12 protein-coding genes are annotated in these 17,717 nt (G+C 73.8%); 7 read left to right on the top strand and 5 right to left on the bottom strand.

Annotation, left to right across the window (positions count from 1 at the left end; all coding sequences use genetic code 11):
- Window positions 1-58: 58 nt before the first annotated feature.
- From ACWCRA_RS03890 to ACWCRA_RS03905, 4 genes are all read left to right on the top strand, one after another.
- Window positions 59-3,022: a serine/threonine protein kinase gene (locus ACWCRA_RS03890; RefSeq protein ID WP_451066792.1), complete on the top strand. Its 2,964-nt coding sequence runs from the start codon at window positions 59-61 to the stop codon at window positions 3,020-3,022.
- 168 nt (window positions 3,023-3,190) lie between these two features.
- The gene (locus ACWCRA_RS03895; protein WP_451066793.1) at window positions 3,191-4,882 is read left to right on the top strand and encodes a serine/threonine-protein kinase; all 1,692 of its coding nucleotides are present in this window, start codon (window positions 3,191-3,193) and stop codon (window positions 4,880-4,882) included.
- Window positions 4,883-5,288: 406 nt separating this feature from the next.
- A complete protein-coding gene (locus tag ACWCRA_RS03900; protein ID WP_451066794.1) occupies window positions 5,289-6,905 on the top strand; it encodes a succinic semialdehyde dehydrogenase in 1,617 nt (538 codons plus the stop codon).
- A 76-nt stretch (window positions 6,906-6,981) separates the two neighbouring features.
- Window positions 6,982-8,880, top strand: a complete 1,899-nt coding sequence (locus ACWCRA_RS03905; RefSeq protein WP_451066795.1) for a GMC oxidoreductase — start codon at window positions 6,982-6,984, stop codon at window positions 8,878-8,880.
- A 279-nt stretch (window positions 8,881-9,159) separates the two neighbouring features.
- Here the strand turns inward: ACWCRA_RS03905 and ACWCRA_RS03910 are convergent, their stop codons facing one another.
- The 3 genes from ACWCRA_RS03910 to ACWCRA_RS03920 all read right to left on the bottom strand — a co-directional run bounded on the left by ACWCRA_RS03910 (window position 9,160) and on the right by ACWCRA_RS03920 (window position 12,914).
- On the bottom strand, window positions 9,160-10,266 hold the full coding sequence (locus tag ACWCRA_RS03910) for an LAETG motif-containing sortase-dependent surface protein (RefSeq protein ID WP_451066796.1): 1,107 nt from the start codon (window positions 10,264-10,266) through the stop codon (window positions 9,160-9,162).
- 399 nt (window positions 10,267-10,665) lie between these two features.
- Window positions 10,666-11,754 (bottom strand): LPXTG cell wall anchor domain-containing protein, encoded by a 1,089-nt coding sequence (locus ACWCRA_RS03915; RefSeq protein WP_451066797.1) that lies wholly within the window; start codon window positions 11,752-11,754, stop codon window positions 10,666-10,668.
- 749 nt (window positions 11,755-12,503) lie between these two features.
- On the bottom strand, window positions 12,504-12,914 hold the full coding sequence (locus ACWCRA_RS03920; protein ID WP_451066798.1) for a chorismate mutase: 411 nt from the start codon (window positions 12,912-12,914) through the stop codon (window positions 12,504-12,506).
- A 302-nt stretch (window positions 12,915-13,216) separates the two neighbouring features.
- Between ACWCRA_RS03920 and guaA the strand changes: the two genes are divergently transcribed.
- The 3 genes from guaA (at window position 13,217) to ACWCRA_RS03935 (ending at window position 16,014) form a co-directional block, all read left to right on the top strand.
- Window positions 13,217-14,803, top strand: a complete 1,587-nt coding sequence (gene guaA / locus ACWCRA_RS03925) for a glutamine-hydrolyzing GMP synthase (RefSeq protein WP_351547698.1) — start codon at window positions 13,217-13,219, stop codon at window positions 14,801-14,803.
- A 399-nt stretch (window positions 14,804-15,202) separates the two neighbouring features.
- Window positions 15,203-15,409, top strand: a complete 207-nt coding sequence (locus ACWCRA_RS03930) for a hypothetical protein (RefSeq protein ID WP_451066799.1) — start codon at window positions 15,203-15,205, stop codon at window positions 15,407-15,409.
- Between the two features lie 80 nt (window positions 15,410-15,489).
- Window positions 15,490-16,014 (top strand): DoxX family protein, encoded by a 525-nt coding sequence (locus ACWCRA_RS03935; RefSeq protein WP_451066800.1) that lies wholly within the window; start codon window positions 15,490-15,492, stop codon window positions 16,012-16,014.
- Here the strand turns inward: ACWCRA_RS03935 and ACWCRA_RS03940 are convergent.
- Together ACWCRA_RS03940 and ACWCRA_RS03945 are read right to left on the bottom strand one after the other, a co-directional pair.
- Window positions 15,921-16,256, bottom strand: a complete 336-nt coding sequence (locus ACWCRA_RS03940) for a hypothetical protein (protein WP_351547693.1) — start codon at window positions 16,254-16,256, stop codon at window positions 15,921-15,923. The two genes, ACWCRA_RS03935 and ACWCRA_RS03940, sit on opposite strands and share 94 nt — an antisense overlap.
- Window positions 16,243-17,568, bottom strand: a complete 1,326-nt coding sequence (locus ACWCRA_RS03945; RefSeq protein WP_351547690.1) for a PspC domain-containing protein — start codon at window positions 17,566-17,568, stop codon at window positions 16,243-16,245. Before ACWCRA_RS03945 ends, ACWCRA_RS03940 begins: the two co-directional genes overlap by 14 nt.
- Window positions 17,569-17,717: the final 149 nt, after the last annotated feature.

A 17,717-nucleotide genomic window follows, 5' to 3' on the forward strand; every position in this document is an offset into this window, starting at 1 on the left:
CGGCGCTCCGGTGTCCTGCCGGGGCCGGTGAACGGCGGCTCGTTCGAGGGGAGGCGACATGGACGACTACGCGGGAAGGGTGCTGGCCGACCGCTACCGCCTTCCGCTGCCCCCGGCCGATGAGTACGAACTGGTCGTCACCCGGGCGTTCGACACCTACAGCGGCCAGGAAGTGCTGGTGCGCCAGGTCCCGCTGCCGGAGGTCGTGGAGGCCGAGGTCGTCGAGACCGACGGCCCGCCGGGAGCCGTGGCCCCCCGCAGGACCCAGGGCCGCGCCGTCCGCAGGCCCACCGACCCCGCCGTTCTGCGCGCCGTCGAGGCCGCGCAGGCCGCCGCCTCGATCCCCGACCACGCCCGGCTCGACCAGGTCTTCGATGTCTTCGCCGAGGCCGGGTCCCTGTGGATAGTGAGTGAGCGCGTCGCCGCCCGCCCGCTCGCCGCCCTCCTCGCCGAACAGCCGCTGACGCCCTACCGGGCGGCCGAGGTGGCATCCGATGTCCTGACCGCCCTGCTCGTCCTGCACGCGCACGGCTGGACCCACCGGAACATCACCACCCGCACGGTCCTGGTCTGCGACGACGGACGGGTCGTCCTCACCGGCCTCGCGGCGGGCGCCGCCGAGGAGGCGCTGTGCGGATACGCCCCGGTCCCGCAGGACGTGCCGGAGCCCTTCGCCGACGACCTCCCGCTCTACGACGACGAGGACGGCCCGCTCACCGCCTATCCCGAGGCCGGCACCGCCGAGGACGACGACGGCCACTACGCCGACATCGAAACTGTGGACACCGACACCGACGCCGACGCCGATGCCGACGCCGACGACGATGCCGATGCCGACGACGACATGGGCGGCGGCGGCCAGGAGATCCACCGGGCCCACGGGTCCCACGACGGATACGGCGGGGAGTACGGGGAGTACGGGGACGGACCCGGCGGCGGGTACGCCGGCCGCTCCGGCCACGACCCCTACGCGGACGACACCGGCCCCCCGCGCCTCCCTCCCGTACCGGAGAGCGGTGTACCGGACGCGCGGGCCGCGCGCTCCGGTGCGATCGCGGCCTACCGGGCGGGCGCGCGCGCCGCCGCCCGGGACAGCGAGGAGCAGCGGCGCGGCGGGCCGCCCGTGCAGAGCGGCCACGACCCCGACTGGTGGGCCCGCAGGCCCGGCGAGCCCTCCCGCGCGATCCCGCCCGGCGACGAGGACGAGAACGACGACCGGTACAACGACCGGGACGGTTCTCACGACCGGCCCGATCCGCGCGACCGCGACCGCGACCGCGACGGCGCCCACGGCCCGGACGGCTGGGACGACGGGGACGGCGGGGACGACGACCGGCCCGGGTACGCCCGGCTCGCCGGCACCTGGCACGACCGCCCCTTCCCCGGCGGCCAGGACGGCCCCCCGCCGCTCCCCGCCGGCGGCGGCTTCCTCCCCGCCGAGCCCCGGGCGCTCCCCCCGGCCCCGGCTCCCCGCCCGCTGCCACCGGTCCCGCCCGCCGGGCCAGGGACCCCCGGCACCATCCGCGAGAACGACCCCTACGGCGTGCGCGCGCCGCGCCCCGAGGAGCGGCCCCCCGCCCTGCCCGAGCCGCGCTCCGCCGGCACGCCCCTGCCCGCGGCATCGGCCTCGTCCTCCGGCTCCGGAAGCTGGGACCGGGGCGCCGCCGACGCCCTGCGCGCCGATGCCCAGCGGCAGCCCCTGCCCGCCGCCGATGGCCGGCCCGCCGCCGGGCGCTGGGACGAGGTCGTCGCGGGCGCGGAGGCCCCCGTCTACCGGGGCCCCGCCACCCCGCTGGCCGCCGAGCGGGCCCGCCAGGCACGGATCGCCGTCGTCGGCGCGGTCACCGAGCGCTGGGCGCCCGAACAGGCCGGCCCCGTCCACGAGAACTGGCAGCTCGCCGCACCCGTGGGCCCCGCGACCGACCTCTGGGCCCTCGGCGCGCTGCTCTACCGCTCCGTCCAGGGCCACGCCCCCTACCCCGAGGAGAGCGCACCCGAACTCGTCCAGCTGGTCTGCTCCGAGCCGCCCGCCTTCGCCGAGGAGTGCGGCCCGCTGCGGCCGGTCGTCGAGTCCCTGCTGCGCCAGGACCCCACCGAGCGCCCCGATGTCGAGGAGCTGAGGGGCTGGCTGCGCTCACTGGTGCGCTCGGCCCCCGAGCCCGAGGCGGGCGTGGGCGTGGTGCCGCTGCCGCCGGGCGCGGTGGACGGCAGCCGGCTCCCCGTCGTGCGCCGCCGGGGCGAGCTGGTGCGCAAGCGCCGGGGCGGCTCGGCCGAGGTCGTCCACGGCCGCCACCGCCACAAGAAGCCCCGCCCGGAGCGGCGCGGCCCCCGGACGCTGGGCCGGCTGCTGCTGGTGCTGATCCTGCTGCTCATGGCGGCGGCGATCGCCTATGCCGTGAAGTTCATGCCGAAGGCCGGCGAGGAGGAGGGCCCGGAGCCGCAGGGCAGTTCGGAACCCCGGGCCACGGCCTCCAGGAGCCCCGGTCCTGAGCCGGCCACCCCGGCGCCGTCCCGCACCGGCTCGCCCGGCACCCAGCAGCCCCAGACCTCCGCTCCGGCGGGTACCGCCCCCACCGGCTTCGCGCTGCGCACGGACCCCGAGGGCTTCCGTACCGCCGTCGACAGCGACTGGCGCCGCAGCCCCATCAACGACATAGGCCAGGTCCGTTACAGCAACGGGGACTTCACCCTGATCGTCGTCCCCGGCCGGGACAGCGTGGCGACGGAGGGCGACGATCCGCTGGTCTACCAGCGGGACAAGGAGCGCGAACTCCAGCCGTACCGCGACTCGTCCTGGGCCGAGGCGACGGGGCTGCGCCGCATACAGGTCGGTCAGCGGGTCATGGCCGAGGGGCAGTTCAGCTGGCAGGACACCAACGGCCGCCAGGTGTACGTCCGCAACCTGGCGATGATCCTCGACGGCCGCTACCACGTGGTCCAGGTGATCGGCCCGGACGAGCAGCGGGACAAGGTGACCCAGGCGTTCCGCGCCGCCGCGGACTCCTACCGCAAGACCCGCTGAACGCCCCGCCGGGCCGGCGATCCGGAGACCATGCCGGAGACCAGCCCGGAGAATCGCCCCGCGTTCGCACGTCATGTCCGGTTACGCGTGGGGCACATGGGAGGGCCGAGGTTCCCCACCCGTGATCCCTTTCCGTAATCTGGGCCACCGGGAAGTGAGGGCGGGGACGTGGAGAACTCACCGAGTACGGAGACCGGGCTGCTCATAGCGGGCAGGTACCGGCTGGCCGAGAGCATCGGCCGGGGCGGCATGGGCAGGGTGTGGCGCGCACACGACGAAGTGCTGCACCGGGTGGTCGCCATCAAGGAACTGACGGCGGGAATGTACGCATCCGGCGCCGATCGCGCCGTGTTCCACACCCGCACCAGAACGGAGGCGAGAGCGGCGGCCCGGATCAGCCACCCCGGGGTGGTCACGGTCCATGACGTGCTCGACCACGACGCCCGCCCCTGGATCGTCATGCAGTACGTCGACGGCCCGTCACTCGCCGACGCGACCGGCGACTCCGGGCGGGTCCCCGCGCCGGAGGCCGCCCGGATAGGGCTCCAGGTGCTGCGCGCCCTGGACGCCGCGCACACGGCCGGAGTCCTGCACCGTGACGTCAAGCCCGCCAATGTGCTGCTCGCGCGGGACGGCCGGGCCCTGATCACCGACTTCGGCATAGCCTCCATAGAGGGCGATCCCACGCTCACCCGGACCGGGGAGATCGTCGGCTCCATCGACTATCTGGCGCCCGAGCGGGTGCAGGGCGCGGACCCGGGCCCGGCGTCGGACCTCTGGTCGCTGGGCGCCACGCTCTACACGGCGGTGGAGGGCGTCTCTCCCTTCCGGCGCACATCGCCGATGACCACCATGCAGGCCGTGGTCGGCGAGGAACCGCAGCCTCCGGTGCACGCGGGCCCCCTGGGGCCGGTGATCACGGCGCTGCTCTCCAAGAATCCCGCCGACCGCCCCTCCACCGCACGGGCCGAGGAGATGCTCCAGGAGGTCACGGAGGGGCGGAGCCCGGCCCCGTACCGCACCCGGGTCCTCCCGGAATCCGCCGAGCCGCCGACCGTGCACCAGCCCCTGGCGCCCGCCTCCGGCGAGCCGCCCGCCCCCGGCGTGCGGCGCCGCGTGCGGCGGCGCACGGTGGCGGCGGCCGCGGCGCTGGCCGTCCTGGTGGGACTGGGCGCCGGGTACGGGGTCATGAACTACGGGAACGACGAGACGGACCCGTCCGCCGGGAAGACGATGACGGCCGAGGAGTCCGCCGGCACGGGAGCCGGTGCCGGTGCCGGTGCCGGGTCCGGCCCGGACACCGCGAAGAGCCCCGGCACCCAGGCGGGTTCCGGGGCCGGGGGGAGTCAGGATGCCCCGAAGGGCCCGGATGCCCCGGAGAACGGTGTCTCCCAGGGGACGGACCGGGCGCCGGAGGGCTGGCGCAGGGTGCAGGACCCGAAGGGCTTCGGTCTCCTCGTGCCGGAGGGCTGGAACCGGCAGATCGTTGTCCCCGATCAGGTCGATTACACACCCGACAACGGGAAGCACCACATCCGGGTCGGTATCGACCCCGCCCCCGACTTCGAGCATCCGAACGATCATCTGCTGAAGCTGGAGAAGGGCGCGCTCAGCCGGCTCCCGGACTACACCAGGGTGCGGTTGGAGCCCAATGACTTCCGGGACTACGAGAAGTCCGCGGTGTGGGAGTTCACCTGGACGGCAGGGGCCTCCGCCGGCTCCCGGCGCGGCATCAACCAGGTCTACTACGGCGACGACGGCACCGAGTACGCGATCTACCTGTCCGCCCCCGTCGAGGACTGGGCGGAGAGCCGGAAGCAGTTCGACACCATGCTCCAGAGCTGGCGGCCCCCCGAGTGAGCCCGCTCCCCGCCGGCCCCGCCCCGGACGGTCTCCGTACCGCCGGGTCGAAGGGGGTCCGGGCTCCGGCGTCACCCGCCGGGACCGGGGCGGGGGTCCTCCGGATCTGTCCGGAGCGGGTCGGGACCGCCGGGACGGCCGAGGAGGGCGACGAACCGCCGCCGCCCCACCGCCGGGACGGCCGAGGAGGGCGACGAACCGCCGCCGCCCCCGTGGCCTGGCGCGCCTTCCCGGGAGCAGGGTGGCGGCAGCGGATCTGCGAGCCGTCCGCCCGCCGGCCGCTCCCGGTGACAAGCCCCTGATCAGGGCCGATGTGCCAGCGATCGCTGGCGCGGTGGTGCAGGCCCGGTGAAAGCTGTTACCCGCGGGTACCCAAAGAGGGCGAGCGCCGCATACGCTCGCCCTCATGACGGACTCGAAGGCCCCCGCCGCCGCCCCCGGCACCAACCCCGCGGCCCCCGCCCCGGCCGGTGCGCGCACCGCCGCCGACGTGGTCACTCCCGAGGTGGTCGCCCAGCTCGTCCGCGGTGTCGTCGGCACCGGCCGGACCGCCAACCACACCCCCTTCACCGGGGCGAAACTGGCGGATCTGCCCGAGTCGACCCCGGACGATGTGGCCGAGGCCTTCGAGCGGGCCCGCGCGGCCCAGCCCGTCTGGGCCGCGACACCCGTGCGCACCCGCGCCGCCGCCCTGCTGCGCTTCCACGATCTGCTGCTCGAACGGCAGGCCGAGGTCCTCGACCTGATCCAGCTGGAGACCGGCAAGGCCCGCCTCCACGCCCACGAGGAGATCCAGGCCGTCGCCGTCGCGGCCCGGCACTACGGCCGCCGGGCCGCGGCCCATCTGCGCCCGCGCCGCCACGCGGGTGTCGTCCCGGTGCTCACCAGGACCACCGAACTGCGCCATCCGCGCGGGGTCATCGGCCAGATCGCGCCCTGGAACTACCCGCTGGAGCTGTCCATCGGCGACGCGTTCCCCGCCTTCGCGGCAGGGAACGCGGTGGTGATGAAGCCCGACACCGAGACCGCGCTGACCGCCCTGTGGGCCCGTGATCTGCTGGTCGAGGCGGGGCTGCCGGCCGAGGTCTTCCAGGTCGTCCTGGGGGAGGGCCCGGTCATCGGCCCCGAGATCGTCCAGCGCGCCGACTATGTCTCCTTCACCGGCTCCACCCGCACCGGACGCGAGGTCGCCCTGGGCGCGGCGGCCCGGCTGATCGGGGTCTCCCTCGAACTCGGCGGCAAGAACCCGATGCTCGTCCTGGCGGACGCCGACATCGAGCAGGCGGCGGCCGGGGCGGTCCGCGCCTGCTTCTCCTCGGCCGGCCAGCTTTGCGTTGCCGTCGAGCGGCTGTACGTCCACGAGTCGGTCGCCGACCGCTTCATCGAGCGGTTCGCGGCGCGCACCAGGGCGATGCGTCTCGGCAACTCCCTCGCGTACGGCGCCGACATGGGCTCCCTCGCCGGTGAACGCCAGCTGGAGACCGTCGTACGGCATGTGGACGAGGCCGTGGCGAAGGGCGCCACCGTCGTCGCGGGCGGGGTGGCGCGCCCCGACATCGGTCCGCTGTTCTACGAGCCGACCATCCTCGACGGGGTGGAGCCGCCGATGGCGGTCTGCGCCGAGGAGACCTTCGGCCCGGTGGTCTCCCTCTACCGGTTCACGGACGAGGACGAGGTGATCGAGCGCGCCAACGCCACCGCGTACGGACTGAACGCCTCCGTCTGGTCCCGCGACGCGAGGCGGGCCCACGCCCTCGCCGCCCGGCTGCGCACGGGCACGGTCAACATCAATGAGGCGTACGCCGCCGCGTACGGAAGCGTCCAGTCGCCCATGGGCGGAATGAAGGACTCCGGACTGGGGCGGCGGCATGGCTCGGAGGGCATCCTCAAGTACACCGAGTCGCAGACGGTCTCCCAGCAGCGGCTGCTCCCGCTCGCGCCGGCGCTCGGGATGGACGACGAGGGGTACGCGGTCCTCATGAGCCGGTTCCTGCGGGTGATGAAGGCCCTGGGGCTGCGCTGACCCCGGCCCCGGCCCCGGCCCCGGCCGTTTCCGTGTCCGTGGTGTGTTCCGTTGCTGTTCCGCGGTGAGGAGAGCGATGTCCGAGATCACCCCTGTTCAGAAGCCCGCTCCGGAGTCCGGCCCGGTGCCTGACCGCGAACGCGGGCTTGATCATGACGGCGACGACTACCGCGACGGCGACGGCGGCGACTACGACTACGACTACGACGTGATCGTGATCGGCTCGGGCTTCGGCGGCTCGGTCGCGGCGCTGCGGCTCACCGAGAAGGGGTACCGGGTCGGCGTCCTGGAGGCCGGGCGCCGTTTCACCCGGGAGAGCCTGCCGAAGAACTCCTGGGACCTGCGGAACTTCCTCTGGGCCCCCGCGCTCGGCCTCTTCGGCATCCAGCGCATCCATCTGCTGGGCAAGGTGATGGTGCTGGCGGGCGCCGGGGTCGGCGGCGGTTCGCTCAACTACGCCAACACCCTCTACGTACCGCCCGAACCGTTCTTCCGGGACCCGCAGTGGAAGGACATCACCGACTGGCGGGAGGAGCTGGCGCCCTACTACGACCAGGCACGCCGGATGCTCGGAGTCAGGATCAACCCGACCACCACCGCGTCCGATGTCCATCTGAAGGCGGCGGCGGACGCGATGGGGATCGGGCACACCTTCCACCACGCCCCGGTGGGGGTGTTCTTCGGCGACGGCGCGGACGCGGACGGCACCGCCGTGGCGTCGCCGGGCCAGTCGGTGCCCGATCCGTACTTCGGCGGGGCCGGGCCCGCCCGCAGGGCCTGCACCGAGTGCGGCGAGTGCATGACCGGCTGCCGCCACGGAGCGAAGAACACCCTCAACGAGAACTATCTCCACCTCGCCGAGCGCGCGGGCGCGGTGGTGCACCCCATGACCTGGGTCGTCACCCTCACCGATGACTCCCGGGGCGGCTTCGCCGTCGGCACCCTGCCCAGTGACCGCCGCCGCAGGGGCCGGGGGCGTACGTTCACGGCGGCCCGAGTGGTCGTCGCGGCCGGCACCCACGGCACCCAGACCCTGCTGCACACCATGAAGGACACCGGCCTGCTGCCGCGCATCGCCGGGCGGCTCGGGGAGCTGACCCGTACCAACTCCGAGGCGCTGGTGGGCGCGCAGACCGACAGCCGCCGCTACCGCAGGCGGCACGGCGGCGACCGGGTGGACTTCACCCGGGGGGTCGCCATCACCTCATCGGTCCACCCCGACGAGAACACCCATATCGAGCCCGTGCGGTACGGCAGGGGCTCCAACGCCATGGGCGGGCTGACCATCCTCCAGGTGCCGTACCGCACCCGGGCGCGGGCGGCGGCGTGGCTCGGGAACATGGCGCGCCATCCGGTCCTCGCGGTGCGCTCGCTCTCCGTCCGCCGCTGGTCGGAGCGGACCATCATCGGGCTGGTGATGCAGTCCGTGGACAACTCCCTGACGACCTACCGCAAGCGGAGCGGCCCCGGCCGGGGGCGGCTCACGGCCCGGCAGGGCCACGGCACCCCCAACCCCACCCAGATCGAGGCGGCCACCCGGGCGGCGTCCCTCCTCGCGGAGGAGATCAACGGCTTCGCGGGGTCCAACATCGGGGAGTTGATGGGGACCCCGCTCACCGCGCACTTCCTGGGGGGCTGTCCGATCGGGGCGACGGCGGAGTCCGGGGTGATCGATCCGTACCACCGGCTCTTCGGGCACCCGGGGATCTCGGTCGTGGACGGCGCGGCGGTGACGGCGAACCTGGGGGTCAACCCCTCGCTGACGATCACCGCCCAGGCGGAGCGGGCGATGTCGCTCTGGCCGAACAAGGGCGAAGAGGACCCGCGCCCGGCGCAGGGGGCGGCCTATGCGCGGCTGGCTCCGGTGGAGCCGAGGTCACCGGTGGTGCCGAAGGGGGCGTTCGGGGAGCTGAGGCTCCCCTTCCTGGGGATGCCGGCGGTGCCGCCACGGCCCTGTGGCCCCTCCGGCGTCTGAGGGGGCCGGTCCCCGGCGGTGGTTCGCAGGGTGCGGGGTCCTGTGGTGCGGGGTCCGTCCTCAATCGCCGGACAGGCTGGATTTGTTCGGGTTTCCTGGTGGTGCGGGGGTCGTTCGCAAGCTCTCCCGGAGCCGGCTCCGGGAGGTTGCCTCCGGGCGGGCTGGGTTTGTTCGGGTTGCCTGTGGTGTGAGGGGGCGTCCGCAAGCTCTCCCGGAGCCGGCTCCGGGAGGTGCCCCCGGGAGAGCCGGGGTCGCCCGGGCCATCCGGGGACGTTCGGGTCACCCGTGGCTGCGGCGCCTGAGGGCGAGGACAACTCCCGCACCCGCGGCCACAGCAACCCCGCCGATCGCGCCGATCACTGGCAGCGCGGACCCGGCCCCGGTCCGCGCGAGACTGCCGGTCACCGGCAACTCCTGGAGCCCACCCTGCGGAGCGGGCCGGTTCGCCGGTCGCCCCGCGGGCCCCTCCGTCCGGCCTCCCCCCGGCCCCCCGGTCTCCTCCCCGCCCCGCTCTCCCGTGGACTCGTCCACCTCCCCGGGTCTGCCGCCCGGGGCGAGCACCTCGAAGCGGTGAACCGCGCCCTCGCCGAACTCGCAGTGGACGCCGCCCTCCGTCCTCTCGATGTACGTCCCGCCGCTGAACGCCGGAGCCGTCCCGGGCTCCGCCTTGACATCGATGCTCAGCCTCATCCTGACCTCGGCATACTCCCAGGGCTCCAGGCTCCCGGCCGTGCCGAAGTACCCCTTCTCGAAGTCGATCCGCTCCCACCGTCCGTCGACCTGCCACTGGAGGGTGACATGGCGGGCGGTGTGCTCGCCGTCCTCGTCGGGGGTGTAGACCTCCGCGTACGCCGAGACACCGCTCTTGGTCCGCTCCGACCTGTTGGTCAGCCGGTAGGAGAAGTCGACCCAGCCCGAGCCGGCCACGATCCTGGCGGGCAGTCCGAGGATCTCGGTGCCGATCTCGTCGCTCGGGTCGACGACCGTGTCGCACGGCTCCCTCCCGCCCTCGTCGCCGGGCTCGGGCTTCCCCAGGGAGGGGCCGGTGACGGAAGTAGAAGCAGAGGCAGAAGCAGAGACAGAAGAGGAAACAGAAGCAGAAGCGGAAGGAGATGCGGAGACAGAGACAGAGGCAGAGGCGGAGGGCTCCGGCGCGGGGCCGCCGCCGGGCGAGGCACCCGGGGAGCCGATCGCGCCCCGTGAGGCGTCCGGTGCGGGGCTGCTCCGGCCGTCGGTGGCGGGGTCGCTCGCCGAGGCGGAGACGGAGGGCGAGGGGGATGAGGGGTTCTCGTCCCCCGTCGCGTGTGCGGCCGGAGCGGCGAGGAGGGCGGCGGGGGCGATGACAGCCGTTGCGGCGGCTGCCACGAGAGCGCGGCGGAGCTTCATGACGACCTCGGCGGAGTCTGGGGGCCGCGCTGCTGGGCGGCACCAGGGTCGGGAGCGCCGTCCGGGGTGGGGGTACACGGATGGGGCTGTTGGGGAGTAACTGGTTGACCGTTGTACAGCCGTGAAGGTTGTGCACGGCGTTGATCACAGCTCCGCATCCATCGGGCTCCGCACCCCGTCACCCGGCCCGTCACCGGGCTCCGCACCCCGTCACCCGGCCCGTCACCGGGCTCCGCACCCCGTCACCCGGCCGTCCCGCGCCACCGGACACAGCGAGGCCGCTGCGCCCCCCTCCGAGCGCAGCGGCCTCGCTGTGTCCTGTGACCCGTTCCATCGGTGCTGTACGGGTGTGCGCCACCGCGCGCGCACGGTGCCGCGCGCCCGGGGTGTCCGACGGTCCTACGCGGTGGCGTCCTCACGGCGGCGCTTGACCGCGAAGACGACTCCGGCACCCGCGACGACGGCGATGCCGCCGACGATGCCGATGACCGGCAGCACGGAGTCGGAACCGGTCGCCGCGAGGGTGCCGGTGACCTTGGAGCCGGTGCCGGTGCCCACCGCGACCGGCTTCTTGGTCGGAACCGGGGCCCGGCCGCCCTCCTGCGGCTTGGTGCCGTCCGTGTTCGTACCGGCCTTCACGATCTCGAAGCGGTACGAGACCTCGCCGACGCCCTCGCAGGAGCCGTCCTCGGTCATGTAGAGGCTGGCGCCGAGCGTGAAGGCCGCACCCGCCGGGGCACCGGCGAGCACGTTGATGCGCAGGCTGATGTCCGCCTTGTGGCCCGGCTTGAGCTCGTCGGACCAGCCGGCGAAACCGGCCGGAATCCCGTCCTCGCCCTGGAGGTCCTGCCAGGTGCCGGAGTCCGGGTCGAGCGCCTGGAGCCGGACCTGGCGGTCGTTGAAGAGCTCCTCGCCCATCCGGTCGCCGGAGGCGCCCGCGAAGTAGGCCACGCCCGCGAGGGTGTCCTGGGAGTTGTTGCGGGTGGTGATGGTGAACTTGTGCCAGCCGCTGCCGGCGGCGATCTTGCCGGGGAGCCCCGTGAGGGACATCGCGACGGTGGACTCCTCGCACCAGTCGGGGAACTCCTCGCCCTCCTCGCCCTCTTCTTCCGACTCCTCGGGCTCGGGCTCGCCGGGCGAGGGGTTCGGGAGGCTCGCGCTGGGGCTCGGCGAGGTGGAGCCGCTCGCCGCCGGGGAGGTGGAGACGCTCGGGCCGGGGCTGCTCGACTCCGGGGCCGGCGAGGAGCTCTCCGTGCCAGGGCTCGACTCGCCCGTGGTCGGGCTGCTGTTCTCCGGGGCCGGGGTGGAAGCCGATCCGGAGGGCGCGACGGAAGTGGATGCGGAGGGCGATATGGAGGGCGACACGGAGGACGACTGCCCGTCGGCACCCGTGTTCTCCGTCGCCTGTGCCGCGGACGCGGCAAGGAAGGTGGCAGGGGCCATGACGGCGGTCGCGGCGGCGACGGCCATGGCGCGGCGGAGCTTCATGAAGACCTCAACGACGTCCGGGGGCCGCGCCAGGGCGGCACCGCATGGGCAAGGGCCTTCCGAGCGGGAATACACGGGTGAGGCCATTGATACGCCTGATTGACCGGTATACGGCCGGGAAGGTTGTGCCCGCCCTGACAAGAAACTTATGTGATCTGCGTCACTAGGCATGCGCCGGGGTGGAGTGGGGCGTCGCGGAGCACGGGCAAGGGCCCCGCGGTGAGTGACCGCGGGGCCCTTGGCGGCGGCACCGACAGCAGGGCTGTGGGTCGGTGCCGGGGCGGCGCCGGGGGGTTGCGCCGCCCTGGGAGAGGTGTCTCGGACCCGGCGCGCCGGGGGCGTGCGGGGCAGGCGCGGGACATGCGCCGTGCTTCGATCCGGGTTCAGTCGCATCGTGCGGGACGGCGCGCGGCTCGCGCAACCGCTGGAGCGGATTGCGGCCGGTTCCGGGCGTCCCCGGAACCGGCCGCCCGGGGTGACCGGGCTGCTGTCCCCTGCCGACCGGTCACCCGCGCTGGCGCGAGGTCCCACGACGTGCCCGAGGCACGTCACACGCTCCAGCGGAGTCACCCGTGGTGCTTCTCCGGTGCCGCCCCTGGCCGGTGCGGACATGGGGACCAACGAACCCCCGCCGGCCCCGGTCACGCTCCGGACGGGTGAGAGCGGACCCGAACTCAGATACGTACCGGTGCGCGCCGACGCGTACCGACGCGTACCGATACGCGCGGACGCGCACCCGCGCCCACCCGTCAGACGCGGCCCCGGCACAGCTCCAGCAGCGTCATCGCCAGCGATGTGCCCGGCTTTCCGAGCGCGTCGCGGAAGTGGGTGAGTACCTCCGTCTCGCGCGCCAGATTCACCCGGCGGCCACCGGACGAGATACGGGCGTCCTGGATCACCGCCGACACGGCCATCCGTTCATGGACGAGGCCGATGATCCGGTCGTCGAGCGTGTCGATCCGCTCCCGGGCGCCGGCGATCAGGCCCGCCGCCTCGTCGGTGCGGGCGCCGGTCCGCTCCGCCGCCGTGCTCCTCGCGGCCGGCCTCACGGCGGAGGCGGTGTCCTGGATCGGTGCCGGTGCCGGTGCCGGTGCCGCAGTCGATGCCGAGGCCGATGCCGAGGCCGGGTCGGGGTTCGGGGTCTTCGGGTGCGTGATCATCTCTGGGGGCTCCTGTGATCTCGGCCCCGCTCCGACAGACCCGGAAAACAGCGAGGCGCCCCGGACCTGTCGGCCCGGGGCGCCTGGGAAGTCGCTTGTCAGTGGCTCAAGCAGCACGACCATGGCAGCCGGACGGGCCCGGTGCCATAGGTAAAGACGGAGATCTGCTGCTGACGCATGCGCACAGTATGGACCGGGAGAGGACACCGGACCAAAGACCGGCCCGGATGGTGAGACGGGAGACGAGTCGCCACACCCCGGTAGAATCGGGAGAACCGAAACCCCCCGCCGGAAGGCCGCCAGTGTCCTCAGCGTCTCCCGCTGCCGCGCCCGATGTCGTACTCGTTGTCGACTTCGGCGCGCAGTACGCCCAGCTCATCGCCCGCCGCGTCCGTGAGGCCCGGGTTTACAGCGAGATCGTCCCGTCCTCGATGCCGGTCGCCGAGATGCTGGCCAGGAACCCCCGGGCGATCATCCTCTCCGGCGGCCCTTCCTCCGTCTACGCGGACGCCGCTCCCCGGCTGGACCGGGAGATCTTCGAGGCCGGCGTTCCCGTCTTCGGCATGTGCTACGGCTTCCAGCTGATGGCGACCGTGCTCGGCGGCACCGTCGACAACACCGGCGCGCGCGAGTACGGACGTACGCCGCTGCACGTCAGCAAGCCCGGCTCCACCCTCTTCGAGGGCACCCCGGTCGAGCAGCCGGTGTGGATGTCGCACGGCGACGCCTGCTCCGCCGCGCCCGAGGGCTTCACCGTCACCGCGTCCACGGACGTCGTCCCGGTCGCCGCCTTCGAGAACGACGAGAAGAAGCTGTACGGCGTGCAGTACCACCCCGAGGTGATGCACTCCACCCACGGCCAGCAGATCCTGGAGCACTTCCTCTACCGGGGCGCCGGCATCCAGCCGACCTGGACCACCGGGAACGTCATCGAGGAGCAGGTCGCGGCCATCCGCGAGCAGGTCGGCACCAAGCGCGCCATCTGCGGCCTCTCCGGCGGGGTGGACTCCGCTGTGGCCGCCGCCCTGGTCCAGAAGGCCATCGGTTCCCAGCTCACCTGCGTCTATGTCGACCACGGCCTGATGCGCAAGGGCGAGACCGAGCAGGTCGAGAAGGACTTCGTCGCCGCCACGGGCGTCCAGCTCAAGGTCGTCGACGCCGAGGAGCGCTTCCTCGGCGCGCTGGCCGGGGTCTCCGACCCCGAGGAGAAGCGGAAGATCATCGGGCGCGAGTTCATCCGCGTCTTCGAGCAGGCCCAGGCCGAGATCGTCGCCGAGGGCGCCGCCGACGGCGAGGAAGTCGCCTTCCTCGTGCAGGGCACGCTCTACCCGGACGTGGTGGAGTCCGGCGGCGGCACCGGCACCGCCAACATCAAGTCCCACCACAACGTCGGCGGACTCCCCGAGGACCTGGAGTTCCAGCTCGTCGAGCCGCTGCGCCAGCTCTTCAAGGACGAGGTCCGGATGGTCGGCCAGGAGCTGGGCCTGCCGGACGAGATCGTCCAGCGCCAGCCCTTCCCGGGCCCCGGCCTCGGTATCCGTATCGTCGGCGATGTCACCCGCGAGCGGCTCGACCTGCTGCGCGAGGCCGATGCCATCGCCCGCGAGGAGCTGACGGCCGCCGGTCTCGACCGGGAGATCTGGCAGTGCCCGGTGGTGCTGCTCGCCGATGTCCGCAGCGTCGGTGTCCAGGGCGACGGCCGGACCTACGGCCACCCCATCGTGCTCCGCCCGGTCTCCTCCGAGGACGCCATGACGGCGGACTGGACCCGGATGCCGTACGAGGTCCTCGCGAGGATCTCCACCCGCATCACCAACGAGGTCGCTGAGGTCAACCGGGTTGTTCTGGACGTGACCAGCAAGCCGCCGGGCACCATCGAGTGGGAGTAGCGGTCCCGCCGACCGGGTAGTCCTCCCGGCCCGCACGGACCGGTCCCGATGCCGTCGCCCACGCGAGTGAGCGGCGGCATCGCCCTGTCCGCCCCCGGCCCACGAGGGAGGACGTCCGGGCACCCGCTCGCGCCACGAGGACGGGCGGGGAGCGGGCACTCCCGCGCCGCAGGGGAGGGCGGGCACTCCGCGCCGTGGGGAGGGCACCTCCGGGGCGCGCGGGTCTGGCGGCTTCCCGGGTCCGGTGCTGCCTTCCGGCCCATGACCGACGCGCCCGCCCCCGGCCCCGGTGGACCGGGCTCCGCTTCGGGCTGACGCGCGTGCGCGACTCCCCGGAGGCCGGGCGCGCCCACCGCGGGACACACCCGCCCGGCGCGCTGCGGATCTTCGGACGGCTCGGTGACGAGGAGGGGGTGTCCGGCCGGTCTCACCGCCCGCGCGGCGGGCAGACCCGTACGGACCGGCCACCGGGACGCGGTGGCCACCCGGGACCCGGTCGGCGCCGACCTCGCGGCCCGGGTCGACCACCGGCCGCTGTGGCGGCGGCTCGGCCCTCCGGAGCGGGCTCCCGCCCCCGGCCGTGCCGCCGAGAACCCCGGACACTGAGCCTTTCGGCCCGCTGCTCCGTATGTTCAGTTGAGAGTCGAACGGCCCATGGGTTCCGATCCGAGAGCGGGGAGAGCGCGATGACGCACACCTACCGGGCGACGGCCGGACGCGGCCCGTCCGGCACCGGGCGAGGCGGCGGCCGGAAGGACCGGGCGAGCCGCCTCGCCCTGCTGCCGCTGCGGATCTTCCTCGGCGTCACCTTCGTCTACGCGGGCATCGACAAGCTCACGGACAGCGCGTTCTTCGCGGCGAGCGGCCCCGGCTCCATCGGCGACCAGATGCGCGGCATCCGCGACGGCTCCGCGGTCCCCTGGCTGGTGGACCTGGCGCTCTCCAGCCCCGAGACCTTCGGCTACGCCATCGCCCTCGGTGAACTGGCCGCCGGCATCGGCACGCTCATCGGGCTGCTGGCCCGGGTCGCCGCACTCGGCGGGGCGCTGATCTCGCTGAGCCTCTGGCTGACCGTGAGCTGGCAGGTCGAGCCGTACTACCTCGGCAACGACCTCGTCTACTTCGTGGCCTGGGTGCCGCTGCTGCTCGCCGGGGCCGCCGCGCCGTCGGTGGACGCGCTGCTCGCGGAACGGCGCCGGCGGACGCGGTAGTGGGCGAGCCCCGCCGCCCCGGCCAGCGACATCCCGGTGAACACCACCGGGAAGGCCACATACCAGGGGGTGTGCCAGGTGCCGCCGGCGTCGCCCGCGTAGAGCAGCGCCGCCGTCAGCGCCGTCACACCGGCGATCAGCCGGCCCGGCCGGAAGCCGTGCGGCAACTCCCGCCGTGCCGCGCCCCGGTCCCGCGCCGGGTCCGCGACGGGCGGCTGGTCCCGCGAGTCACGATGCCGCACGGGTCACCTCCACCTGTCCGACGCCCACCTGGACGTTCAGCTCCAGGGTGCCCGAGGGACCGGCTCCCTCGGGGGCCCGCAGCTCGGTGTTCCTGCTCTGGTCCGGGGATATGTCGATGTCGTTCTTCTTCTCGCCGGGGAGGCTGATGTCGCCGAGCCCCGCCTGCACCCGCACCTTCACCGGGGCGTCCCCGGGTATGAGGATCTTCAGCCGGCCCGCGCCGACCTCCGCGTGCGTCGACACCGTGCGCCCGGCCGGAATCGAGAGCGCCGAGAGGTCGAGCGTCGCCACCCCCGAACCCAGTTCGTACCGGGGCTCCACGCGCGCCACGGACGACGGCTTCCACTCGGTCTCGATCCACTGGGTGCTGATGTCCTTCGGCAGCACCGCGGAGCCCGCGAGCAGCCCCGCCGTGACGATCGTCATCAGCACCGTGCCCAGCCCCGTGCGGCCCAGTATCGAACTGACGGCCAGGCCGAGGCCGAACACCCCCAGCGCACAGGCCAGCCCCATCTGCAGACTGGTGCCCAGCGGGCTGCCGTCCCAGCTCAGCTTGGTGCCCAGGAGGAACGCCGCCAGAGCGAAACCGAAGACCGTCCCCCCGATGGGCCGGGGGCCACGGCGGCCCGCGGTGTCCGGCCGGCCCGGGCGGCGTTTGCGGCCGCCCGGCTCCTCGCTGTCCTCGGGCCCCCACAGATAGCCGGTCGGCGCCGCGCCCGTGTCCCCTTCCCTTTCCCTCTCCTTGACGATCGGGTCCCGCCACCACGACGGGCTGCCCGGTGTCGGCGGGGCCTTGGTCTCCGGCGGGGCGACCGACACCGCCTGCGCGGTCGCCGGATCGAGCGGGCCGCTCTCGGGAGTGAGGGCACGGCGCCGCCGCGACCACACGGCCGCGCCGGACATCGCCAGACCGAGCAGCGTCGCGAAGGCGAGGACCCCGCTGTTGTTCAGCATCGTCAGAAACAGGCCGGAGCCGACGAGCGCCAGGAGCACCGCTGTCAGAGCCGCGCCCTCGCCGCGCCCCGACAGCAGCCGGCGGGCCTCGTTCTCCTCCTCGCCCTCGACGGGGATGAGCAGCCACGCGAAGCCGTAGAGGATCAGACCGAGCCCGCCGGCCACCCCGAGGGCGCCGGCCACGATCCGGAAGATCACCGGGTCCATGTCGTAATACCGCCCGAGGCCCCCGCAGACCCCGCCCAGCACCTTCCGGTGAGGCGTACGGCGCAGCGGCGGCAGCTCGGGGGAGAGCTCCGGAGCCGCCGCCGAGGGTCCGTCCGGTGCCGCGGGGTGCGGCGGGGTCGGCTGAGTCATACGTCCATGGTGACGGCCCCGGGGCCGGTACGGCACCCGGATCGACCCTGGCCGGTCCCTGATATCCGGATGCCGGTGCCCGCCCTCCGGTCAGGGTTGCTTCAGGGGTCGTCCCTGATACCGCCCTCCGGCCGGGCGTGTGACGATCG

The sequence above is a fragment of the Streptomyces sp. NPDC001889 genome, from assembly GCF_053594535.1.